At 60.2% G+C, this 23,478-nt stretch carries 19 protein-coding genes and 1 tRNA gene; 4 read left to right on the top strand and 16 right to left on the bottom strand.

The window, feature by feature from the left end; genetic code table 11:
• Positions 1–455 (bottom strand): zinc metalloprotease (locus tag I6E39_RS09580; RefSeq protein WP_235381371.1); only part of this gene is annotated, 455 nt, incomplete at its 3' end.
• Positions 452–1,489 (bottom strand): M23 family metallopeptidase, encoded by a 1,038-nt coding sequence (locus I6E39_RS09585; protein WP_235381372.1) that lies wholly within the window; start codon positions 1,487–1,489, stop codon positions 452–454. The genes I6E39_RS09580 and I6E39_RS09585, both read right to left, overlap by 4 nt.
• 110 nt (positions 1,490–1,599) lie before the next feature.
• On the opposite strand from I6E39_RS09585, the gene I6E39_RS09590 reads away from it, so the two are divergent.
• Positions 1,600–1,675 (top strand) — tRNA-Pro (locus tag I6E39_RS09590).
• Positions 1,676–1,926: 251 nt separating this feature from the next.
• Here I6E39_RS09590 and I6E39_RS09595 read toward each other — a convergent pair.
• From I6E39_RS09595 to I6E39_RS09605, 3 genes are read right to left on the bottom strand one after another with little or no spacing between them, the layout of a single operon-like run.
• Positions 1,927–2,643: an SAM-dependent methyltransferase gene (locus I6E39_RS09595; RefSeq protein ID WP_235381373.1), complete on the bottom strand. Its 717-nt coding sequence runs from the start codon at positions 2,641–2,643 to the stop codon at positions 1,927–1,929.
• Between the two features lie 5 nt (positions 2,644–2,648).
• Complete coding sequence (rsgA, locus tag I6E39_RS09600; protein WP_235381374.1) at positions 2,649–3,683, bottom strand: ribosome small subunit-dependent GTPase A; 1,035 nt, start codon at positions 3,681–3,683, stop codon at positions 2,649–2,651.
• Positions 3,680–4,249: a TetR/AcrR family transcriptional regulator gene (locus tag I6E39_RS09605; protein WP_235381375.1), complete on the bottom strand. Its 570-nt coding sequence runs from the start codon at positions 4,247–4,249 to the stop codon at positions 3,680–3,682. Before I6E39_RS09605 ends, rsgA begins: the two co-directional genes overlap by 4 nt.
• A gap of 256 nt (positions 4,250–4,505) precedes the next feature.
• On the opposite strand from I6E39_RS09605, the gene I6E39_RS09610 reads away from it, so the two are divergent.
• Positions 4,506–5,192, top strand: a complete 687-nt coding sequence (locus I6E39_RS09610) for a hypothetical protein (protein ID WP_338127131.1) — start codon at positions 4,506–4,508, stop codon at positions 5,190–5,192.
• On the opposite strand, the gene I6E39_RS09615 is transcribed toward I6E39_RS09610, so the two are convergent.
• The 6 genes from I6E39_RS09615 to I6E39_RS09640 all read right to left on the bottom strand — a co-directional run bounded on the left by I6E39_RS09615 (position 5,155) and on the right by I6E39_RS09640 (position 11,711).
• A complete protein-coding gene (locus I6E39_RS09615) occupies positions 5,155–5,526 on the bottom strand; it encodes a hypothetical protein (RefSeq protein ID WP_235381376.1) in 372 nt (123 codons plus the stop codon). The two genes, I6E39_RS09610 and I6E39_RS09615, sit on opposite strands and share 38 nt — an antisense overlap.
• Before the next feature lie 168 nt (positions 5,527–5,694).
• Complete coding sequence (locus I6E39_RS09620) at positions 5,695–6,663, bottom strand: cell wall hydrolase (RefSeq protein ID WP_235381377.1); 969 nt, start codon at positions 6,661–6,663, stop codon at positions 5,695–5,697.
• 410 nt (positions 6,664–7,073) lie between these two features.
• Positions 7,074–8,837: an Rqc2 family fibronectin-binding protein gene (locus I6E39_RS09625; protein ID WP_235381378.1), complete on the bottom strand. Its 1,764-nt coding sequence runs from the start codon at positions 8,835–8,837 to the stop codon at positions 7,074–7,076.
• Between the two features lie 63 nt (positions 8,838–8,900).
• Complete coding sequence (locus I6E39_RS09630) at positions 8,901–9,311, bottom strand: Mini-ribonuclease 3 (RefSeq protein ID WP_235381379.1); 411 nt, start codon at positions 9,309–9,311, stop codon at positions 8,901–8,903.
• Positions 9,312–9,373: 62 nt separating this feature from the next.
• Positions 9,374–10,486 carry a DUF3810 domain-containing protein gene (locus I6E39_RS09635; protein ID WP_235381380.1) on the bottom strand — a complete coding sequence of 371 codons (1,113 nt, stop codon included), beginning with the start codon at positions 10,484–10,486 and terminating at the stop codon, positions 9,374–9,376.
• Positions 10,487–10,505: 19 nt separating this feature from the next.
• A complete protein-coding gene (locus I6E39_RS09640) occupies positions 10,506–11,711 on the bottom strand; it encodes a tRNA(Met) cytidine acetate ligase (protein ID WP_235381381.1) in 1,206 nt (401 codons plus the stop codon).
• A 179-nt stretch (positions 11,712–11,890) separates the two neighbouring features.
• On the opposite strand from I6E39_RS09640, the gene I6E39_RS09645 reads away from it, so the two are divergent.
• Positions 11,891–13,087, top strand: coding sequence for an acetate/propionate family kinase (locus tag I6E39_RS09645; RefSeq protein ID WP_235381382.1), 1,197 nt, complete (start codon positions 11,891–11,893; stop codon positions 13,085–13,087).
• A 343-nt stretch (positions 13,088–13,430) separates the two neighbouring features.
• Here the strand turns inward: I6E39_RS09645 and I6E39_RS09650 are convergent, their stop codons facing one another.
• The gene (locus I6E39_RS09650; RefSeq protein WP_235381383.1) at positions 13,431–14,138 is read right to left on the bottom strand and encodes a Bax inhibitor-1/YccA family protein; all 708 of its coding nucleotides are present in this window, start codon (positions 14,136–14,138) and stop codon (positions 13,431–13,433) included.
• 172 nt (positions 14,139–14,310) lie between these two features.
• The gene (locus I6E39_RS09655; protein ID WP_235381384.1) at positions 14,311–16,410 is read right to left on the bottom strand and encodes an LTA synthase family protein; all 2,100 of its coding nucleotides are present in this window, start codon (positions 16,408–16,410) and stop codon (positions 14,311–14,313) included.
• 230 nt (positions 16,411–16,640) lie between these two features.
• On the opposite strand from I6E39_RS09655, the gene I6E39_RS09660 reads away from it, so the two are divergent.
• Complete coding sequence (locus tag I6E39_RS09660) at positions 16,641–17,264, top strand: NUDIX hydrolase N-terminal domain-containing protein (protein WP_235381385.1); 624 nt, start codon at positions 16,641–16,643, stop codon at positions 17,262–17,264.
• A 183-nt stretch (positions 17,265–17,447) separates the two neighbouring features.
• Here the strand turns inward: I6E39_RS09660 and I6E39_RS09665 are convergent, their stop codons facing one another.
• The 3 genes from I6E39_RS09665 to ispG form a co-directional block, all read right to left on the bottom strand.
• Positions 17,448–17,960 (bottom strand): ferritin, encoded by a 513-nt coding sequence (locus I6E39_RS09665; RefSeq protein ID WP_235381386.1) that lies wholly within the window; start codon positions 17,958–17,960, stop codon positions 17,448–17,450.
• A 181-nt stretch (positions 17,961–18,141) separates the two neighbouring features.
• Complete coding sequence (locus I6E39_RS09670; protein ID WP_235381387.1) at positions 18,142–22,302, bottom strand: PolC-type DNA polymerase III; 4,161 nt, start codon at positions 22,300–22,302, stop codon at positions 18,142–18,144.
• Positions 22,303–22,334: 32 nt separating this feature from the next.
• Positions 22,335–23,372, bottom strand: coding sequence for a flavodoxin-dependent (E)-4-hydroxy-3-methylbut-2-enyl-diphosphate synthase (gene ispG / locus I6E39_RS09675; RefSeq protein ID WP_235381388.1), 1,038 nt, complete (start codon positions 23,370–23,372; stop codon positions 22,335–22,337).
• Positions 23,373–23,478 lie beyond the last annotated feature (106 nt).

Below are 23,478 nucleotides of genomic sequence, written 5' to 3' on the forward strand. Positions count from 1 at the left end.
GTGAACGCCCGGTCCAGAGTCTCCCCCACCCGCCCCGCCGTCTCCGGCCCGGCGAGGAGGGCCAGGGTGCAGGCCAGCGCCCTGCCCCCGTCCATGACGCTGACGGGCAGCAGGTTGAAGCAGCCCAGCACCAGGTTGATCCCGGCGAAGGTCCAGCCCCGCCCCCACAGGCTCAGCGCCAGGGCCGTCATCAGGTTGACCCCCGGTCCCGCCAGGGCCGCCGCCCCCTCGCCGGCATAGGACAAGGGCCGGTCCAGGGTCATTTCCGCCCCGACAGCTGTCAGGCGTATCCGCTTTACGTCTCCGCCCAGGCAGCGGATGGCGGCGTAGTGGCCCAGCTCATGGAGGGCGCAGGCCGCCAGAGCCAGCGGGAAGATCCTCTGGCGGTCCAGGTAGTTGATCCAGGCCGCCACCAGACAAAAGCCCCAGGTGACCTCCGCCCTGCCCCACCTCATTGGTCGCTGAGGCAGTCGATGTAGTAGGCCGGGTCCAGGTGAAGGCCGTTGTATTTCAGCTCCAGATGGAGATGGGGGCCGGTGGCAGAGCCCGAGGAGCCCACCTCACCGATCTTCTCCCCCAGCGCCACCGTCTGCCCCTTCTTCACGCAGACGCTGCGGCAGTGGGCGTAGAAGGATTTGATCCCGCCGCCGTGGTCCAGCTGGAGGTACAGGCCGTAGGAGTCGTTCTCCCCCACATACTCCACCGTCCCGGCGGCAAAGGCATGGATGGGGTCCCCTGTCTGGCCGCCGATGTCCACGCCGCCGTGAAATTGGTATTCCCCGTTGATGGGGTGGTCCCGGTAGCCGTAAGTGGAGTTGAGCCGCCCCAGCACGGGGGTGACGGTCTCCAGCGTCCCCAGGGAGAGCTGGTCCATGGTGTAGCGCTCCGGCAGGGGCGGACCGCTGTAATCGGCTTTGACCAGCACCGTGCCCGCCGCGGCCACCGCGGGCTCCTCCGCCGGGGGCTGGGGCTCCGGCTCCTCCCCCGCGCCGCTCCCCACCCGGTAGCGGAGGGCGGTCTGGCTGGCGGTGCTGTCAAAATAGTGGTCTGAGAGGTCCTGACCATCCGGCTCCCCGCTCAGAAAGGTACGCTCCGCCTTCAGCAGACTGGTCAGCTCCGGAACCGGGACCGGCTCATCCGGGCCGGCCTCGGGCTGGCTTGGCCCAAAAACCTCCACACAGAACTCCCCCAGAGCCCCCAGTACGTCGTCCTCCCCGGACAGAGACGCGCCGATGCGGGAAAAGGCTCCACGGAAGTCGGTGTTGGCTGTGAGCAGCGTCAGCAGAGATTCCCGCACCTCCTCCAGCCGGTGGGGAAACACCCCTTTTCCCACAAACACCGCCAGGAACAGGGCCAGACAGACCAGCAGCTGGAGCAGCCGCGTCCGCTCCTGCCCGCGCCCTCTCTCGCTCCTTCTTCCACCGCTCCGGGAGGGTGCGGAGCGGCCGTCCCGCCTGTAGGTCTGGTTTTGTGCCGTCTGATTGTACATAGTGCTCCTCCCCCGCCCGTTTTTTGGTATTAGCAGTTTATTCTACGGGCTTTTGGGATATTACACTTGACAGAAACAGGATTTGAAAATATAATATATAAGCTGAACATCCGGGTGTAGCGCAGTTGGTAGCGCGCATGGTTCGGGTCCATGAGGCCGTGGGTTCAAATCCCGCCACTCGGACCACGTCGGAGCAAGCTTTATATCGCTTGCTCCGACTTTTTTATAAAAGTCAGAGCGCACTCATGCCGCTGCTCCTCCTTTCCAAATCGAACCCGCTTCGCTGGGCTTCGATTTGGTAAATGGTGACCGGAAAGCTCAGATCCTTTAACGACACTCCGACCAAAAATCGACAGGTTTCGATATGAAGCCTGTCGATTTTTTGTATGCCCAATGCGCTTGTCTTGCTCGGGAATTGGTGACCTTCGCATTCATTTTTATTTTTTCCGCAACACGATTTTGATAAAGTTCAAATACTTTCCTCCACCCGCTTCCATGGCCTTGCGGTCGCCCACAGCGTACTCGTTCTCCTGTCTCAGCCAGTCCGCCCACACTTCTTCATTGGATTCCATCTGGCTGACTTCGATGATCTCGGCATCCCTGCTCCGGCTGACCATGTCGCGCCAGTAAGCCACATCATGCATATAGTCCATTTGTTCCGGCGTCCAAGACAGCAGCAATTCCGGAGGTAAACAATCGTGGCAATCTTGCTTCATGCCCGGGATCGCGATGTAGACATATCCGCCTTTCTTGAGAAAGGGCAGCAGCTTTTGATCCAGAAATTCCGGGTCACGGCCAAAATAGTTGTAGGAATCCGTGCTGACGATGCTGTCAAAAAATTCTGTTCCAAATGGCAAAGCGGTCGCGTCCGCTTTGACTGGAATGATTTCTGTTTCGGACAATCCCATTTTCCGGAAAAACCGCCGGTTTTCCTCCGGATCGCTCCACAGGTCCGCGGCATAGACGGTAAAACCGTATTCCTTTGCCAGAAACACGCTGGTCAGCCCCTGTCCGCTGCCGAGGTCACAGACTACGCTCCCGGCAGGAATTTTGTGTCCGGTCAGCAGTTCTTCCTCCAATTTCATGGGATTTGGACCCATGATTTTCCCCATGAGTTCCGGCGTGTTGTATTTTTCACTGAGCGGATATTTCATGTATATTACCTCTTCTTGTGATACTTATTGATTTTTGAGATCTCTTTGAATTTCTTTTCTTTTGCGGCCAGATAACTTTCGCTGTCGGCGGCATAAGAATTCTCGTTTTTCAGCTTTTGATAAGACAGCCAGCGGCCGGCGTCCAAATGGCCGCTTTCAAGGGCGGCACGGACGGCGCAGCCCGGTTCGCCCGAGTGGGAACAGTTGCGGAAACGGCACCTGGCTGCCAATTCCTCAATATCCCCGAACGTTTGCTCAACGCCGGAAGCGGCATCCCACATGCCCAGTTCACGCATGCCCGGCGTATCAATGACCATGGCCCCGTTGGGCAGAAACAGCAGTTCCCGGTGGGTCGTGGTGTGATGGCCTTTATCGTCATTACGAAGGCCGTCTGTTGCCAGGCGTTCTTCCCCCAGCAGGCGGTTGATCAGCGTGGACTTGCCCACACCGGAGGAACCAACAAAGGCAACGGTCCTGCCCTGTGTGATGTAAGGCATGATCTGCCGGTATCCGTCCGACTCCATGGCGGAGGTGGTGAAAATATCCACGCCCATGGCGATGGCTTCCACTTCCCTTTGTTTTTGGGGCAGGTCCCCGCACAGGTCCGCTTTTGTCAGCACCACCACCGGATCGGCTCCGCTTTCCCATGCAACGGAAAGATAGCGCTCCAATCGGCGCAGATTGAAATCGTTGTTCAGGCTCATACACAGAAACACGGTATCAATATTGGCAGCCACTACCTGTTCTGTTTTGGAAGTGCCTGCCGCCTTGCGCACAAAGAGGCTTTTACGGGGCAGCATCTGATGGATGACGGCAGTATCCAGATCGGCACAACTGACCATCACATAGTCGCCCACGGCGGGGTAATCGGACGGGGACTGCGCGTCGAATTGAAACTTGCCGGAAACCAGAGCGTTCTGTTCTCCCATGCTGGTACGGATCCGATACATCCCCTTTTCCTGCAGCGTGATCCGCCCCACGGTCAATTCGGGATACTGAGCGGCCAGCGCCGCCCAGCGGTCCGGGATCAAAAAATTCATCTGAGCCACCTCTCCAAATGGGCGTCCAGTAAGGCATGTACCGACGCCTTATCGTCTGCATCATCGTAGACGCTGTACAGTAGGTACATTGGGCCATAAAAAGCCAGGGCTTCCGCCTGAGAACCTAACAAATCTGCGACATAGTTCAGTGGGCCGGCGCCGAGATACTGATGGTAAAGACCGTTCATTTCTTCGCTGCGGTATTGTTCCACCGTCAGCATCTTTCGGAAAGAAGCTGCAAATTCATCTTCCGTCCAATAACGGAATTGCTGTTTGCTGAATGTGATCAGATCCTCTATGGACGATCGTTCATAGGCTTCCGGCATGGCCTCTGCCGTTCCTTCCGGCAAAGAACAGGCGGTCGCGTTTTCTCCGTCCCGCTGTTCCATGATCCGTAAGATGCTGTCAAAAATATCCCGTTTGCTTTTGTAATGCTTATAGAGGGAAGGGGCTTTGATACCGACAGCTTTCGCGATCTGATCCACACTGACAGCCTCATATCCCTCTTTCGAAAACAGTTTTACTGCTTCCGTCAGAATTCTTTGTTTCGTCGTTTCGTTTTTCATAACACCCTCGCAGCTAATGATCGTTAGCCAAATTATAGGCTAATAATTGTTAGCTGTCAATACAGTCTTTCAGAAAAGCTGTAAGCGGTGATGTTGTTTTCAATTCAGATCATGAAGCGACCGGCCTCGTTACAGGTGGAATCGTTTCACTTACAGATGATACTGAGCATAAAGAACAAGAATTGGTTTCATTTCTATATGGCATATGGCAATCTGTACGGGGGCGTAGCTGACAACTACGCCTTTTCTCGTTTCCATGATAAAGTATTACAGCGGCATTTGCTCCACGGAGGAGCACTATCAGGAGGCCGCCGTCATCGCCGCGCCGGGGGTGGAGACCTTCCGGGAGTTCGTCCTGTTCGCCCACAACGGCATCCGCCTCCTTGACAAGGATGGAAACCTCATCAAGACCACGGAGCAGGGCATGGAACCCGGAGAGGAGGGCGGCCACGACGCTCCCGACCACGAGGACACCGGAGAAAAGGGCTACAACTACCGCTCGGAGCGGTTCTTCAACCGGCTCCAGCGCGTTCCCCTCATCTACAAGGTCTTTACCTCCAAGGTCCACGGCGACCCGGCCACGCCGGTGTTCCAGTCCTACACCGGAGAGCGGGTCATTATCCGCCTGCTGATGCCGGCGGATAAGCCCCGGAACATCAGCTTCGCCCTCCACGGCCACCGCTGGCGGGCCCAGCCGGAGGACCCCTTTACCCGCATTATCCCCGTCCAGGGGGCCGTCAGCGTGGGCAACGTGTTCAACATCGAGCCGGAGCGGACCCAATGCCCCGGCGACTATCTCTACCGCTCCGGCTCCCTGCGCCGGGACGTGGAGTCCGGGATGTGGGGCATCTACCGGGTGCTGAGCCGGGGCATCCGGTACCGCTGCGAGACCGCCTGCCGGTGCGTCAAGCAGTGGTGGGAGAAGAAGTGGTACGAAAAATGAGACAGACGTGCCGCTGCATGTCTTGAGCACGTGACAGCGCCTCTTTTTCACGCCCTTTACGGCACAATTTCACGGCATATTTCAACAGGACACGGGTGCGGAAATTCCGTACCCGTGTCCTTTCCTGTTTACCCGGTTCCGCTATGATCTGCGCGATCTCCGCTTTCATTCGGAGGATCCACTCCCCCAGCTTTTCCTCACACTCCTCCGGGCTGTGGGCATAGACGTTGGGGGGAATGTTGTTCCATCCGGCCATTTTGGAGCGCAACCCCTTCGACCAAAAGCCCGCTTGAAAAGGAAACCCCCTTGGATCATCATGAGAAACCCCGCTCAAATTATTTTGCTCCTTTTATTGCACCCTATGCCCGGCAGGTGGTTTTCTTCATACAAAAGCCCCTCATTCACACAAAAGCCGAGTGAATGAGGGGCAAATTTCGTTCAATAGGTTTTTTCACGGGACCGAAACGGCATGGGACAGCGGGTCCCTCCTCTTGGCGCCGGTTTACTTGTAGAACTTATGGCCGCCGATGACAGCCACACATTCCTTGTTCCGGGCGGCCCAGCTTCTGGCGTTGGAGTCAAAATAGAGGGCGCCCTCTGTCTCCTCCACCACGCCGCCGTCCAGCACCAGCTTGGCAGCAATGATACTGGAGGTATTGGGGGTCCGGTTGGCCAGAGCTCCGGACTTGTAGGTGGAGAACTGGTTCTTCTGGGCCAGGACCCCCTCCACGGTGTTGGGATAGATGGGGTTGGCCACCCGGTTCATGACCACGTTGCCCACGGCCATTTTGCCCTCCAGGGGCTGATTGCCGCTCTCGGCAAAGATGACCCGGGACAGCCAGAAGAGATTTTCCTGGTTATAGTAGGAATCGCCGGACTGGATGCCGCCGGTCCCCCGGGTCACGCTGATCACCCCGGAAGCGGCGTCCCAGCTCATTTGGGCGTCAAAGGCCTTGATCACGGCCCAAAGGGGGACCGTCACCCGGCCGTTGATCATCTGCACCGTGTCGGGCAGATACAGATAGCGGCCGTTGGCCTCCAGGTAGAGCTGGCCCACCTGGGCGGTGATCTTCACCTTGGCCGCAGTCACGGTCACGGTGCCGGAGCCTCCGTCCCAGGAGACCTGGGCAGTGCTGTCCAGCGCAGCGGACATTCCGGCCAGCGCCACATAGGTGACGCCGTTCTGGCGGGTCATGGCAACCTCCGCCGGGGCCTGAACCCCATCAATGAGGAGACCACTCTCCGTGTTCTCTGCCAGCTCTAAGGGGCTGGCGCCGGCAGCGGCGGGGATCGCCTGGCTGCTCGCCTTATCAAGGGACCGGGTATCGGCCTCAAGTGCCGGATCGTTGAAAACGACCGCACTCTCCTCCTCTGCCAAGATGGCCGCCGACTGCTCGGGAGCAGTCCCGGCGCCCATCAGGAGGAGTAAGGCAAAGGCGCACAGCAGCATGGAAAACAGCTTGCGTGTCATTGTCTTCACTCCTATGGAAACAAAGTTTGTCATAATTATGACAACCAAAAGCAACGTCTTGTTACTTTTGTTACCACATTGTAACCAATTTACACGCCTGATTCAAGGGCAATATTGCCTAGACTTCCCAGTCCATTCTTGTGTAATTTGTCCGTATTGTTGAAGAATATCGCAATTTTTGAATGTTTCGGACCATATTTGACCTTCTGCGGCAGCATACGATTCCCAGAGGGTCTATCCCGGAGAAACGCCGCTTCCCGTTTTTCTTTCCCGATCCGAAGCCCTGGAAACAAATCGGGCAGCCTCATTTCTGAGACTGCCCGATAAATAAATTACAATTTGTGATTTTTGTCGGCCCGCCGCTCTCGACGGCTTGCGGGGGTGCGTATGGCGCAGGGTCCTGTTTTCCGTTACTTCACCCGGAGGCGCTTGGCCAGCTCTTCGCTGGGCGAGACCCAGGCGGTCTCATAGGTGGTATAAACCACCATGCCGGGGCGGGCGCCCGCCGGCTTCTTGACATACTTGACGGGGGTGTAGTCCACCGGCACCTTGCTGGACTCCCGGGCCTGGGAGAACCAGGCGGCCAGACAGGCGGCCTCGTTCATGCTCTGGAGGTCGGGCTGTCCTCCCTCGGTCCACAGGATCACATGGGAGCCGTGGATCTTCTGGGTGTGGAACCAGATATCGCTCTTGAAGGCCTGCTTGCAGGTGAGCAGGTCGTTCTGGGTATTGTTTTTGCCCACAGAGATCCGCAGCCCGGCGGTGGAACGGAACTCCATAGGCTTGGAGGACACCCGCTTTCCCCGGTCCTTAGCCTTGGACTGGCGGCGGAGATAGCCGGTATCGGTGAGCTCCTGGCGGATCTCCTGGAGGTCCCGTTCTCCCTCGGCCAGGGTGATGTTCTCCAGAACGCTGTTCAGATAATCCAGCTCCCGCCGTCCCTTCTCCAGCTGGATAGTGAGCATCTCCTCGGCTGTTTTGGCCTTGTTGTACTCCTTATAATATTTGGCGGCGTTCTGCTGGGGGGTCAGCAGGAAATCCAGCGGGATGTCCACTTCTCTTCCCTCCGGGTCATAGAAGTCCACCGTCCGCAGCACCTTCATCCCCTTCTCCATGGCGTAGAGGTTAGAGGTGATGATGTCTCCGAATTGGCGCAGCCGCTCCCGGTCCCGGGTGGCCTCCAGCTCCCGCTCCTGGTTGCCGATCTTCCGGGCCGTGCGGTCCCGGGCGTTGGTGACGGAGCGGATCAAGTCCTGTCCCTTCTGCTTCACCCGTTCCAGACTCTCCCGCTGCTCGTAGAACCGGTCCAGCATGGCGGAGAAGGTGGGATAGGCGGTCAGGACCGCTCCGCCCTCATACTGCTCCACCGGCAGGAAGGTGAAGTCCTTGGGGCGGTTTTCGATAGTGATAAGTGTCGGTGTAAGGCTATTTTCCTTGATATCAGAAAAGAGCCGTTCCAGCGCCTCCGCCAGCCGCAGTCGGCCCGCATCTCCCAGCTCAAGGAAAGCAACGTCGGTCCGTCCCCCGGCCCGGTGGGCCAGCTCCCGGCAGATCAGGGGGGACAGTCCGCCAAAGGTATCCAACAGCCACTGGTCCACCCGGTAATCTCCCGGGGCCTCCGCCAGCCGCGCCTCCCACTCCTCCCGGGTCAGGGCGGTGGGGTCCTCCTTGGCTTGGGCGGGGGGCAGGCGGTAAAAGAGGCCGGGCAGCACCTGGCGCTTAGCGGACATGTCCCCGTCCACCCGGCGCAGGCAGTCCACGATGCGGCCCTCTCCGTCCAGCAGGATCAGGTTGGCGTGGCGGCCCATGGCCTCCAGCACCAGGCGGCGCTCCACCCGGTCTCCCAACTCGTCCAGCGCCTCCAGCTGAAAGTCCACCACCCGCTCCAGATGGGGCTGGGAGAGCCCCAATACACGGGCTCCCGTCAGATGCTTGCGCAGCAGCATACAGAACATGGGGGGCGTCTCCGGGTTTTCCCGGGCGATCTCCGTCAGCTGCGGGCGGGGATGGCTGGGATTGGCGGACAGCAGCAGCTTTACGTTGCCCTTAGGGGCCCGTACCGCCAACACCACCTCGTCCCGGCCGGGCTGGTAGATCTTGTCGATCTTCCCACCCGCCAGAGCGGTATTCAGTTCATGGACCAGGCCGGACAGGCACAGCGCGTCCAAAGGCATGAAGCATCACCTCAATCAGTATGCAGCCCCTCCCGGGGCAAAGGCACAGGTTCCGGGCTCCGCCTATTCCCCGTCTTCCTCGATCATGGCGGCAAACAGCTGGTTGAGCCGGTCCGTCCGGCCCTGGAGGTAGAGCCAGCCAAACAGAGCCTCAACCCCCGTGGCCGTCTGGTACTCCCCCCGGCTGGCCGCCTTGGGGACGGAATGGGGCGCGGTGTTGCGGCCCCGGCGGAACACGTCGGCCTCCTCGGGCGTCAGCATGGGCTCGATGCGGCCAAAGCGGGCGGCCTGGGCGGGGGCGGCCACATAGCGGACCGTGGCCCGGTGCAGGTCCTTGACCCGGGCTTTCCCCTGGAGGCACAGCCAGGAACGGACCATGACCTCATACACGCTGTCCCCCAGATGGGCCAGGCTCAGGCTGGACAGGTTCAAAAGCGGCTCCCGCTCGATGTTCAAGTGAAAATAATCAGTCATTCCGACCCCTCCCCGGGATTTTTTCAGTTGATGATACCACATTCCGGCCAGGCTGACAAGCCTTACGCCGCCGTCATGGGGCCGTAGTAGGCCACCAGCAGGTCCACGCAGGCGCCGTAGGACCGCATCCCCAGCTCCTGGTCGTTGCCCTTCAGGAAGGAGTCGTAGGCCTCCCCCGCCGCGTCCTCCACCGGCGACTCCAGGGCCTGCCAGTAGTCGTTGTTGTCCTTCCAGTCGGTGGACAGCTCCGGGGTGAACCAGCGGCCGGCGATGTCATACCAAAGCTGCCCATCCACGGGGTACAGGGCGTTGCACAGCTGGATCAGCCCCATCAGATAGCCGGAATACTGATACACCGGGTCGTCGCAGGAGGTGCAGGCGGCGATCCCCACAAAGTTCGCCTCCAGCTCCGAGGCCACCATCCGCTGGTGGGCCATCTCGTGGGCCACGGTGGCCGGGATCAGACAGGCGGGGGCGTCCACATTCACGTTGGCCTCCCCGGTAAATGGGAAGTACATTCCGGTAAAGCCCAGGACGCTCTGGAGCCGGGAGCAGAGAAGGGGCTTGGCTTCTACGGATTTCATGTATAGGCAAGGAAATTCCCTTGTCAGGTTTTCATAGACGTCGGGCCCCCGGGAGATGCTCTCGCCCGGCGTCACCGCGAAGTGGCCCTCCCCGTCCCGGGGCACCTGCCCGGACAGCCGCGCGGCGTTCCGGGCAAAATATTCGGTGACGGCGGCCAGCTCTTCCAGAGAATAGAGGTCCGTCTCCAGTCCGCTGCGCTGGGTAAAGGAGGCGGCGTAATAGGCGGCGTTCCACAGCCAGCACACGCCGCACCACAGCCACAGCCACGCGGCCCCCAGGGCCAGCAGGCGGCGGACCAGTCCGGACCAGCCCCTCCCCCGGACCGCCAGCGCCAGCGCGCGGATGAGCCAGACCACATTGCCCAGCAAAAACAGGGCGATCCACAGCTCCAGACCGGAAAAGGGCGCCCAGGACCAGAGCCTGCCCCAAAACTGCTCCACCGGGGCCATGGCGCCAAAGACCCAGCGGTCCATCAGTCCCTGGTTCCCTTTCACCAGAGCGAAGAGCCCCAACAGCAGCACAGGCAGGGCCAGAGCCGCCGGCAGGCCCCACCGGACCTTTTGTTTCGTTTTCGGTTCCATATTCACCATTGGACCCACTCCCCGGTCATCAAAGCAGGATCACCGGCCCCGTGGTCCACTCCCGGCCCGGGGCGGGCACTTTCTCAAAGCACAGGCCGTAGAGGTCGGTACACCGGGCCTCCAGCTCAAACAGCCGCCGTCCCTCCTCGTCCAGCTCTCTGGCGTGGGCGGGCTTGGTGAGAACGGGCAGCGCCGAGCGGTCCTTCATCTCCTTCAGGATCTCCCGGCCCCGGCTGTTGAAGCCCAATACCCGCAGGTAAGGCGGGTACTGGGGACGGTCCGGCGCGGTCAGACCCAGGTAGGTCCACAGGACCAGACGGCGCAGCCGGGCATGGGCATACCGCTTGGACTTGGCAAGGGCAAAATACTCCTCCATGGAGGCGCACTGCCGCCCCGCCTTTTCCAGCCGCTGGGGCAGGCCCTCCTCCGCGCCGGAATCGGGCAGCACAGCCCAGTCCCGGGCGGTCATGGTCCGCACACGGGTCAGCATGGCCCGCTCCACCCGGTGCAGATCGGGCAGGCCCGCCAGCTCTCCCTCCAGCACGGCCCGGCCCCCGGGGACCAGGTAGGGCTCCGCCGCCTCCCACCGGCCTTTTCTCAGATCCTGCCGGATCTGGGTGGCCGAGACAAATGGAGAACGTTCCTCCGACAGGCTGTTGTGAGCCGCCCCTTTGCGCAGAACGGTCATGGGTCGGATGGTGCTTTTCAGGGCGTTGAGGGAGCGGATATACTCCACCCCCAGGTTATTGTTGGGCGTGGACAGCAGCTGGGACAGCTCCTCCCCCAGCAGTTCCCGGACCACCGCCTGACGGCAGGCGGCGAAGGCCGCCCCCCCGTCCAGGACACGGCGCAGCTGTGCCCGGTAACCGGGGCTGTCCAGGCAGGCGGCCACCTGCCGGAGCTTGTCCGCGTCGCCGCACTCGCTGCCAAAGGACAGGTGGGTCACGACCCCCGAGGCGGCCAGCAGGGCCACCGCCCCCCGGGCAAAGGTCTCCGCCGAGGACATGGCCCAGACCGTGGGCAGCTCCAGCACCAGGTCCGCTCCTCCCATCAGCGCCAGCCGGGCCCGGGTCCACTTGTGGGCGATGGCGCAATCGGCCTGCTGGACCCAGTTTCCGCTCATCACCGCCACGATCCCCGCGTCCCCGCCCAGATCCGCCCGGGTCCGCCCGATCTGGTAGGCATGTCCCGTGTGAAAGGGGTTGTATTCTGCTACGATTCCGGCGATCTTCACGTCGGCGCCCTCCTTGCCCATCGGCTGTCTATGGAAATTGCTGAAAAAAGCGGGATCTTTTTCTAAAAAAAGGTTGTCCTGGGAACGAAAACGAGGTAAAATAGCCCCAAGGATATGTTCCAGTTTAGTACATTCCGCCTGACAAGGCAACAAAAACCTGAAAAAGGAGATTGATTCCCATGAACATTCTTGTGATCAATGCCGGCAGCTCCTCCCTGAAGTATCAGCTGCTCAACCCTGAGACCCAGGAGGTTTTGGCCAAGGGCCTGTGCGAGCGCATCGGCATTGACGGCAAGTTCACCTACAAACCCGCCGGCAAGGAGGCCATCAAGGCGGCCGACGTGGCCATGCCCACCCACTCCGAGGCCATCCAGACCGTGCTGAACGCCCTGGTGGACGAGAAGAACGGCGTCATCGGCTCCATGAAGGAGATCGACGCGGTGGGCCACCGGGTGGTCCACGGCGGCGAGAAGTTCGCCCAGTCCGTCCTCATCACCGACGAGGTCATGGCCGCCATCGAGGAGTGCAATCCTCTGGCCCCCCTGCACAACCCCGCCAACATCATCGGCATCAAGGCCTGCCAGCAGCTGATGCCCGGCACCCCCATGGTGGCCGTGTTCGACACCGCCTTCCATCAGACCATGCCCCCTGTGGCTTACACCTACGCCCTGCCCTATGAGTATTATACCCAGGACAAGGTCCGCCGCTATGGCTTCCACGGCACCAGCCACAAGTATATCGCCGGCCGCGCCGCCGCCATGCTGGGCAAGCCCATCGAGGAGCTGAAGCTGATCTCCTGCCACCTGGGCAACGGCTCCTCCATCACCGCCATCGACGGCGGCAAGAGCGTGGACACCTCCATGGGCTTCACTCCCCTGGCCGGCCTGCCCATGGGCACCCGGGCCGGCGACATCGACGCCGGCATCATGGAGTACCTGATGAACAAGTACAACATGGACATCAAGGAGATGCTGAATGTCCTGAACAAGCAGTCCGGCGTCCAGGGTATCTCCGGCGTCTCCTCCGACTTCCGTGACCTGGAGCAGGCCACCGCCGAGGGCAACCAGCGCGCCGCTCTGGCCCTGCGGGTCTTTGAGTACAGCGTCAAGAAGCTGATCGGCGCTTATGCCGCCGCCATGGGCGGTGTGGACGCCATCATCTTCACCGCCGGCGTGGGCGAAAACGGCCCTGAGACCCGTGCCAACGCCGTCTCCGGTCTGGAGTACATGGGCGTCAAGATCGACCCCGAGAAGAACAACACCCGCGGCAAGGAAGTGGACGTCTCCGCTGACGACGCCAAGGTCCGGGTCCTGGTCATCCCCACCAATGAGGAACTGATGATCGCCATGGACACCGCCGCTATCGTCAAGGGCTAAATTTTACCTGCCTTTGCGTGGGGATGACCAGAAAAATCGGAGCGCAGCGTAGATTTTGCGCAGGGCGAATTCACTTCGCCCGAGCATTTTAATCCAAAGGGTCCCCAAACACATCCAACGGATGCGTTTGGGAACATCCCCACCAACGAGGAACTGATGATCGCCATGGACACCGCCGCTATCGTCAAGGGCTGAAAGGCAAATTGATCCGGGCGGACGCACCCAGTGCGTCCGCCCTTTTTATCTTATTTTTCAGAATCGTATTCCTTTTTGAAACACGCAAAATGGCCGCCCGTACCGGGCGGCCATTTTTGCACCAGTCATCATCCGCGCTGCCGCTGGATCAGTCCCTCCGCTTGCCCAAGAAACGCAGCAGGTAAAGGAACAGGTTCAGAAAATCCAGGTACAGCTGGAGGGCGGAGAAGATGGACGCCTTCTCCAGCATGTCGGGGTAGCCGGCGTAGTAGCTGTAATAGGCCTTGATCTTCTGGGTATCATAGGCCACATAGCCCAGGAACACGGCGATGCCCACAATGCAGGCGATCCGGTCCAGGGCCGCCAGCCAGGGGATGAACATGGACAGGACCCCGAACACGATCAGGAAGATCAGGCCGGAGAACAGAATGGTGCGAAGTCCGGACAGGTCCGTTCTGGTGAAGTGGCCATAGGCCGCCAGCGCGGCAAAGTAGACCGCCGTGGCCAGAAAGACCAGGATCAGGCTGGGCAACTCAAAAATCAACAGGTAGATGGACATGGTAAGGCCGAACAGCACCGAAAAGGCAATGAACATGGCCTTTGCGGTCCCCACCGACATTTTCTCGATCCGGCTGGCCATGGTGAAGGACAGGATCAGGGTGGCGACCAGAATGACCAGCTGGAAATTCCAGATATACAGGACCGTATTGGTCAGCCAACAGGCCAGAGCCACGCCGAAGGTCACCATCAGACCCAGCACCATCCACAGGAAGGTCTTGGCGGTGTACTGGTCAATGCTTTCCATTTGGCCCGCCGGGGCCATGCCGCGGTCAAACTCATAGGGATCAAAACTCATAGAACAGCGCTCCTTTCCACACGGTCAAACTGTCCCTCACGTTCAGTTTGCCCGGTTTCCACCGCTTATTGTAACGCAGGGCAATGGAAAAATCAACTGCCCCCTCTGCCCCGTTCTCCGGGCCAAAAACAGCCGGGGCGGGCCCCATAGTCCCGCCCCGGAAAGGGCGTGCTCAGCTCTGGCCGAACACATAGTCATAAAAATCGTTTTCAATGATCAGCGGCGTGCTGTCCAGCTTGTAGCCCACCAGCTTCTTCATGGCGGACACATAGCTCTCCTGCTCCTCCGCCGTCATGGTGACCCCTTCGGCGGGGGTAAACTCCCCGGTATAGCGGTTATAGAAGCCCTTGTCCGTCTTCCAGCACCGGGAGGTGAAAACTACCAGTCCCTCGCTGTCCGACAAAATATCGCTGCCCGCCAGCATCCGGGAGTCGTACTCCAGCCCCAGCAGATTGGACAGGGTGGGCAGGATGTCCACCTGGCAGCAGACCTTGTCCACCTCCACCGGCTCCTCCATGCTGGCCGACCAGAGGATGAGGGAGTTTTTATACACGTCAAAGTCGATGTTGGACTCCTTCAGCGCCTCCATGTCCGCGGAGCTGCCGAACTTCCGGCCGGACAGCTCCTCCAGGGTGTCCACGTTGAAGTAAGGAATGTGGTCGCCGGTGGCCACGATGAGGGTCTTGTCCAGCTTGCCCGCCGCCTCCAGCTTGTCCAACAGCACCTCCAGCGCCTTATCCACCTCCATGGCGGTGGCCACATAGTTCTGGGTGGTCTCGCTGTAGGGCAGGGCCCGGACGGTATCCCGGTAGGGAGCCACGATGCGGTTGTTGGAGTAGGGCATGTGGCCGCTGATGGTCAGGTAGTAGACGTGGAAGGGCTTGTCGCTGTTGATATAGTCGTCCACGCTGGCCTCCATGACATAGGAGTCCCGCTGCGGCCACAGGGGCTTGGTCTCTCCCATTTCCAGCTCCAGACTGGACTGGTACTGCCGCCAGTCATAGCCCAGGTTGGTGTGGGAGACCAGGCGGCCGTACATATCGTAGTTGCCGTGGTAGCCCAGGACCTCATAGCCCTCCCGGGCCAGCTGCTGGGCCAGGGAGAAGTAGCAGTTGGTGCCCAGCTCTCCGGTGCGCTTCATGGTGATGGGGTTGCCGTTCTTGGGGTACAGGCCCAGCAGGGTCTGACACTCGCCGTTGGAGGTGCTGGTGAAGTGGAGGGCGGTATAGTAGTTGTTGAAGATAAAGCCCTCGTGGGTCAGCTTGTACAGGGTGGGGGTCAGCTCCGGGTCGATGACATAGCCCGAGAAGCCCTCAATGACCAGCTGGATCACGTTGTACCCCTCGAACATCCCGGTGTATTCGTTCTTCTTGGTGGGGGTGACGCTGTTGAAGTAGTCGGCCAGCCACTTGATATCCTTGTTGGAGGTTTCAGCGGACAGCTTGGCCAAATCCACGTCCATCACGTTGGGCGAGGTGTCGATCACCGGGCCGGGGTCCGGCTCGGAGGCGTCGCCGGAGGAGGCGGCGGAGCTGCTGTTATCCCCCAGGCCCCCGATGCCGCTGAAATCGGCGTCCAGGTCGTTTTTCACCGGGAAGATCATATGCTTCACATCCAGCCGGAGCATATTCCACAGCCCCAGCTGCTCCACCTGGTCGTCGATGTTGGTGTCCATCCCGTACAGCATCCTGGGGGTCAGATCGCCGCTCCAGGGCAGGTGGACCACGCCCAGGCCCAGCAGGTGAAGGACCACCGCCCCCGCCAGCACCAGGCCGGCAAAACGGACGTCGAAGCGCGCATAGCCCGTAAACCGTCCGCCCAGGACAAAGAGGAGGATGGCGGGCAGGAAAAACACCAGAAGGATGGGGATACTGCTCACCACGGTGGAGACGATCACGTCGGCATAGTCGGTGAGCCGGTTTTCTGCGGCGGTGCCCGCGGTGCTCAGCGGGTAATAGGACTGGAGGATCTTTTTGGCGATCATCTCCACCACATAGACCAGAGAGATCACCACCGCCAGCACCTTGGTCAGGACCCCGTTGACCCGGCGCTTGAAGGGCAGGGTCAGGGCGGAGCAAACGCACCCGGCCGCCAGACCGTACAGCAGCCAGATGGGCAGATACTTCAGTTCCGTCCCCATATAGACGTGGAGTACCAGCTCCAGATACACGAACAGCACCGGGAAAAACAGCACACGGACCATGGCGTTGGACGCGCCCCCGCCGTTGGAACGCTCCCGGCCCCCATAGACCCGTTTTCCATGATATGACATAATAGAGTTCCCTCCGGATTTCTCTTGAATTTTACAGTCAGTTTACCATAACCTCACGGGCTTCGCAAGTAAAGTTGGATATTTTAAGAAAGGGTTAAACTTTAACTTCCTTTTACTCTATGTGCTGATGGATTTCAGTTCCGTCGATTCCGCCAGTCGCGTCTATTGCGGGCAATTTCCCGTTATGATACAATAAAACTCAAATCAATCGGAATATGTGAGGAATTGCAATGAACAAACAGGAACAATGGCTGCAGTGGGCGATAGAATTGCAAAGTCTTGCACAGGCAGGGCTTACCTATGGTAAAGATGTTTATGATAAAGAACGATATGAGCGAATTCGAGATATTTCCGCCGAAATGATTTCCAATACGGCAGAGATTCCACTCCAAAAAGTAAAGGGACTTTTTTGTAACGAAACAGGGTACCAAACGCCAAAACTCGATACCCGTGCTGCCATTTTTGAGAATGGGAAAATTCTTCTCGTCCGTGAGAACAACGGGAAATGGTCATTGCCCGGCGGTTGGTGCGATGTCAATGTTTCCATTGGCGAAAATGCCGTGAAAGAGGTCAAAGAGGAATCGGGATTGGATGTTGTTGCCGAAAGCATTATCGCGATTCAAGACAGAGCAAAACATAACCTTCCTGTGTATGCCTATGGTGTCTGCAAGGTATTCGTGCTCTGTTCCGTGGTAGGCGGAGGTTTTATAGAAAACATTGAAACGACAGGGTTTGATTATTTCAACGAACATTGTTTGCCAGAGCTTGCGATAGAGAAAAACAATGAAGAGCAAATAAAAATGTGTTTTGAGGCATACCGCGCCGGTGATACCTGGAAAACACTTTTTGAGTAACAAATTCCGGTTTTTGGGGCAGTCCTGTTTGGGTTGCCCTTTTTGTATCGGCAGGGTCCGTGCAAAGGCGCCGAGTGAAACAGGAGGATACACCATATCAACACAAAAGGGTAACAGGGACAAAATAAAAAATCGCCCCCTCCGTCTGAAGGGGGCGTGTGCCTCATTTCTGAAGCCGGCCTTTTACAGGACCAGAGAGGGCGCAGAATAGACCCGGGCGGCCATCTCACTGTTGAGCATGTACAGGCTCTTGGCATCGTCGCCGAAGAGCTTCATCTTCTTGATCATGTCCTCGGCGTTCTTCTCCTCCTCGCCCTGCTCCTTGACAAACCAGTCCAGGAACTGCATGGTCCGGAAGTCCCGGACGGAGTAAGCCGCGTCATAGATGGCGTGGATCAAGCTGGTGACATACTGCTCATGCTCCAGACCCAGTTCCAGCACATGGAGCTTGTCATCCAGCACCTTGTCGGGCTTGGCAATAGCCTCCAGGGTGACCTTCTCCCCGTTGTTCTGGAGGTATTGCATCATCAGCATGGCGTGGTCTCGCTCCTCTTGCGCCTGGATCTTGTACCAGTTGGCGAAACCGTCCAATCCGGCGTCCTCATAGAAAATGGAAAAGTCCAGATACAGATAAGCGGAATAGAATTCCTTATTGACCTGGTCGTTCAACAGCTCACTGACCTTTTTATCCAGCATGACAAACACCTCATTTCAAAATTTTACCCGTCTCCGGGCCAACCTATGTTAGCACGAATCCATACACTTGACAAGATTGCGGAAAAGAATTGTCGTTTTTCTTCGCCGCTCCGCCCGGCGGCCGGGCCTCGCGCTGTGCAGGGCCCTTACCATAAGGACCGTTTGTAAGCCCTGCCGCATGTTACCCGAACATGGAGAACAGGTCGATCTGGCTGGTCTCCGGCAGGTCGCCGAAGGTCCCGGCGGCCTTGAGCAGCTCGATATGGGTCTTGGACACCTTGGGACAGGCGGCGGAAACTTCTTCAATGGAGATGAAGGTCCTCCCCTTCCGGGCCTCCGCCAGGGACAGGGCCGCCGTCTCGCCCAGGCCCGCCACCGACACGAAGGGCGGGCGCAGGGCGCCCTTTTCCTCGTCCATGGTAAAGTTGATGGCCTCGGACTGGTACAGGTCCATCCGGTCGAAGGTGAAGCCCCGGAGATAGAACTCATAGCACACCTCCAGGGTGGTCAGCATATCCTGCTCCACGGCGGTGGCCTCCTTGTCCTTGGCCACGATCTCCCGCATCTTCCGCTGGCACACATCCATCCCCCGGCACATGAAGGCCTCGTCAAAGGCCTTGGCCCGGATGGAGAAGTAGGCGGCGTAGAAGGCCAGGGGCCGGTGGACCTTGAACCAGGCGATGCGGAAGGCCATCATCACATAGGCCACGGCGTGGGCCTTGGGGAACAGGTAGGCGATCTTTTTACAGGAGCCGATGTACCAGTCGGGCACGCCGGCGGCCTTCATCTCCTCCTCCGCCCCGTCGGGCAGGCCCCGGCCCTTACGGACCGCCTCCATGATCTTGAAGGACCGCTTGGGGGGCATCCCCTTGGAGATGAGGAACAGCATGATGTCGTCGCGGCAGCCGATGGCCTGGCCGACGGGGACCCCCTGCTGCAAAATCAGGTCCCGGGCGTTGCCCAGCCACACGTCGGTGCCGTGGGAGAAGCCGGACAGCCGGACCAGAATATCGAACTGGTCGGGCTGGGTCTCCTCCAGCATTCCCCGGACGAAGGAGGTTCCGAACTCCGGGATGGCGGTGCCGCCGGTGGGGCCCAAAATTTTGTCGTCCTCGTAGCCCAGCGCCTTGGAGGACTTGAAGATGGACATGGTGTCCGGGTCGTCCAGCGGGATCTCCCGGGCGTTTACTCCCGTCAGTACCTCCAGCATCCGGATCATGGTGGGATCATCGTGGCCCAGCATGTCCAGCTTCAGCAGGTTGGACTCCATGGAGTGATATTCAAAATGGGTGGTGATGATGTCGCTGTTGGGGTCGTCGGCGGGGTGCTGGACGGGACAGAAGTCATAGATCTCCTTGTCCTGGGGGATGACCACCATGCCGCCGGGATGCTGGCCGGTGGTCCGCTTGACTCCGGTGCAGCCCAGCGCCAGCCGGTTCTCCTCCGCCTTGGAGGCCGTCAGCCCCCGCTCGGCCAGATACTTTTTCACATAGCCGAAGGCGGTTTTCTCCGCCACGGCGCCGATGGTCCCCGCCCGGAACACGTGGGACTGGCCGAAGAGCTCGAAGGTATAGCGGTGGGCGCTGGCCTGGTACTCGCCGGAGAAGTTCAGGTCGATATCGGGGACCTTGTCGCCGCCGAAGCCCAGGAAGGTCTCGAAGGGGATGTTGAAGCCGTCCTTCACATATTTGGTCCCGCACACGGGGCAGACGGCGTCGGGCATATCGGCGCCGCAGCCGTAGGGGTGCTCCGGGTCCTGGGAATAGTCGAAGTCGGTGTGCTTGCAGTTGGGACAGCGGTAGTGGGCGGGCAGGGAGTTCACCTCGGTGATGCCCGACATGAAGGCCACCAGGGAGGAGCCCACGCTGCCTCGGGAGCCCACCAGATAGCTGTGCTCCAGGGAGTTCTGGACCAGCTTCTGGGCAGACATGTAGATCACGTCGTATTTGCAGCGGATGATATCGCCCAGCTCCGCCTCGATCCGGTCCACCACGATCTGGGGCGGGTCCTCCCCGTACAGGTCGTGGGCCTTGCCCCAGACCAGCCGCTTCAGCTCCCCGTCGGAATCCTCCAGCTTGGGGGCGAACAGGCCCTGGGGCAGCGGGTCGATGGGGTCGCAGCAGTTGGCGATGAAGTTGGTGTTCTTCACCACCACCTCGTAGGCCTTCTCCTTGCCCAGGTAGGAGAACTCCTCCAGCATCTCGTCCGTGGTCTTCAGGTAGATGGGCAGCGGCTCGTCCGCGTCCTCAAAGCCCTTGGAGGCCAGGAGAATATGGCGGTACACCTCGTCCTCCGGGTCCAGGAAGTGGACGTCCCCGGTGGCGCACACCGGCTTGCCCAGCTCCTCCCCCAGCCGGACCACGGTCCGGTTGAAGTCACGAAGCTCCTCCTCCGACTTCACCATGCCCTTGCGGAGCATGAACATGTTGTTGCAGATGGGCTGGATCTCCAGGTAATCGTACCAGGAGGCGATCCGCTTCAGCTCCTCCCAGCTCTTGCCCTCCACCACCGCCTGGAACAGCTCGCCGGCCTCACAGGCAGAGCCGATGATGAGGCCCTCCCGGTTTTCGTTGATGAGGGACTTGGGCATGATGGGATACCGCTTGAAGTGCTCCAGATAGGACAGGGAGATCAGCTTGTACAGGTTGCGCAGCCCCGTCTGGTTCTTGGCCAGGACGATCAGGTGCTTGGGCTTCCGCTTGGCCTTGCCCCCCTTTCGGAGCTTGGGCATATAGCCGTTGATCTCCCCCAGGTCATGGAGCCCCAGCTCCTCCATCATCCGGAAGAAGTGGGGCAGCATATAGGCCACCGTGGCTGCGTCGTCGCTGGCCCGGTGGTGGTTGAAGGCGGGCAGCTCCAGCCGCTCGGCAACGATATCCAGCTTGTACTTGCCCAGGTCGGGCAGCAGGTTCTGGGCCAGGATCAGGCTGTCCACCGAGGGGTTATGGAAGGGGATGCCGTACTTTTGACAGCCGGCGGCGATAAAGCCCATGTCAAACTCCGCGTTGTGGGCGGCCAGAGGCCGGTCCCCGGCAAAGGCCAGAAACGCCTTCAACGCCTCCTCCTGGGAGGGGGCGCCCACCAGCATCTCGTCGGTGATGCCGGTGAGCTGGATGATCTCCGGAGACAGGATGCGGCCCGGCGACACGAAGGTGTTGAAGCGGTCGGTGATCTCCCCGTTTTTCAGCACCACCGCGCCGATCTCAATGATGACCTCATACTTCTTGTTCAGTCCGGTGGTCTCAATGTCAAAGCAGACGATCTCCCCGTCGAAGGGCTGACGGACCTCCCCGTGGACGGCCACCCGGTCGTCCACGTCGTTGATGTAGTAGGCCTCCACGCCGAAGAGGATCTTCATCTTCTTGGCCGAGTGCCATGCGTTGGGGAAGGAGTGGGCCACGCCGTGGTCGGTGATGGCGACGGCGGGATGGCCCCATTTCTCCAGACGCTTGATGGCGTTTTCCGACACCGGCGAATCGGTCTTGGCCCCCACCGCCGTCAGCGCGTCCATGGAGGACATGGTGGTGTGGAGATGGAGCTCCACCCGCTTCTCCTCCGCCGTGTCCATCCGCACCGTCTTTTCCGTCTGGGTCACGGCCACCGGCTCCAGCACCATGTCGCCGTAAAAGCGGTCCAGGTTCAAACGGCCCTGGACCTTCAGGTGCATTCCCTTCTTGACGCCGTCCACCAGGGCCTTGCCCTCGTCGCCGGGGAAGAACTTGTTGACCCGAATGGAGCCGGTATAGTCGGTCATGTCAAAGGCCACCACCCAGGCGCCCCGCTTTTTCAGCTCTTTGTGGTCCACGGCGAAGACGTCGCCCTCCACCACCACCATGCCCATGTCCAGCTCCAGCTCCCCCATAGCCACGGGCGCCTTGGTGATAGCCTTGCCGAAGATGGCCTTGCCCCCCGCTTTTTTCCCGTCCCCTTTGGGGGCGGCGGGATGGGCCACGTTTTTCATGGCCGCTTTCCGCAGGGCTTCCGCCCGGGCGAAGGCGTCGGCGGGGGCGCTCTCCTGCCCGGGAACGGCCTTGGGCGAGCTCTCCCCAGCAGGGGCGGCAGGAGCTACTGTGGACGCTTCCACGGGAGCAGGCTCAGCTGCCGCAGGGGCCGCGGCCTGGATCTTCACGCTGTTCAGACCGTAGGCCCGGCACAGGGTCTCCTCCGCCTCCCGGATCAGGTTGGGTCCGGCTCCCGCCGCGCCCTCCACCAGGATCTTGGCGCTGCGGCTGGCCTTGTCGATGGCGGCGGACACAATGAGCCAGCCCTCCACCGCGTTGGACAGCTCGGTCCAGCGGCGCAGGGCGGCGAACATCTGCAAAAAGGGGATCTTCTTGGACATTATGTCAACTCTCCTTGAGGGTATCTCAGCGGTTACAGGGTGTCGATCAGGGCGAACAGCTCATCCACCAGCTGTTCCTGGGGGACTTTTTTAATGATCTGGCCTTTTTTGAACAGCAGGCCCTCCCCCTGGCCGCCCGCGATGCCGCAGTCGGCGGCGGAGGCCTCGCCGGGGCCGTTGACCACGCAGCCCATGACGGCCACGGTGATGGGCTTGTCCACGGATTTCAGCCGCTCCTCCACCTCTCCCGCCAGGGAGATCAGGTCGATGCGGGTCCGTCCGCAGGTGGGACAGGACACCAGCTCCGCACCCTCCCTCCGGAGTCCGGCGGCTTTCAGGATGTCCCGGGCGGCGTAGACCTCCTCAATGGGGTCGGCGGACAGAGACACCCGCATGGTGTCCCCGATCCCCAGAGCCAGCAGGCCGCCGATCCCCACGGCGGACTTGAGGGTGCCCATGCGGACGGTGCCCGCCTCAGTGACGCCGATATGTAAAGGATAATCACTTTCCTGTTTCATCAGCTGATAGGCTTTCATGGTGACGGGCACGCTGGAGGACTTCAGGGAGACGCAGATATCGTCAAAGTCGAACTTATTCAGCCGACGGATATGGCCGAAGGCGGACTCCACCATTGCCTCGGGGCAGACCCGGCCATACTTGGCCAAAATGGGCTTCTCCAAAGAGCCGCCGTTGACGCCGATGCGGATGGGAATGTTCTTTTGACGGCAGGCGCCGGCCACCGCCTTCACCCGGTCCTCGCCCCCGATATTGCCCGGGTTGATCCGCACCTTGTCCGCTCCGGCGGCAATGGCCTCCAGGGCCAGCTTGTAGTCGAAGTGGATGTCCACCACCACGGGGATGGGGCTGTGCTCCTTGATCTTTCCCACTGCCCGGGCGGCAGCCATATCGGGCACCGCCACCCGGATGATCTCGCAGCCCGCGGCAGCCAGCCGGCGGATCTGCTCCAGGGTGGCTTCCGCGTCATCGGTACGGGTGTTGGTCATGGATTGGATGGTAACGGGAGCGCCTCCGCCGATCAGAACGCCGCCCACATTGATCTGTTTGCTCATGATCAGAACTTCCTTTTTGGTCAAAATATTGCAGTAAATTTTAGTTTATCGTTTCATGTAGGGTGAGGGCTTGGTAGGGCGGGGGCTTATCCCTCCCCCTTTTGGC

This window comes from Pseudoflavonifractor phocaeensis (genome assembly GCF_021531375.1).
Classification (GTDB): Bacteria; Bacillota; Clostridia; order Oscillospirales; family Oscillospiraceae; genus Lawsonibacter; species Lawsonibacter phocaeensis_B.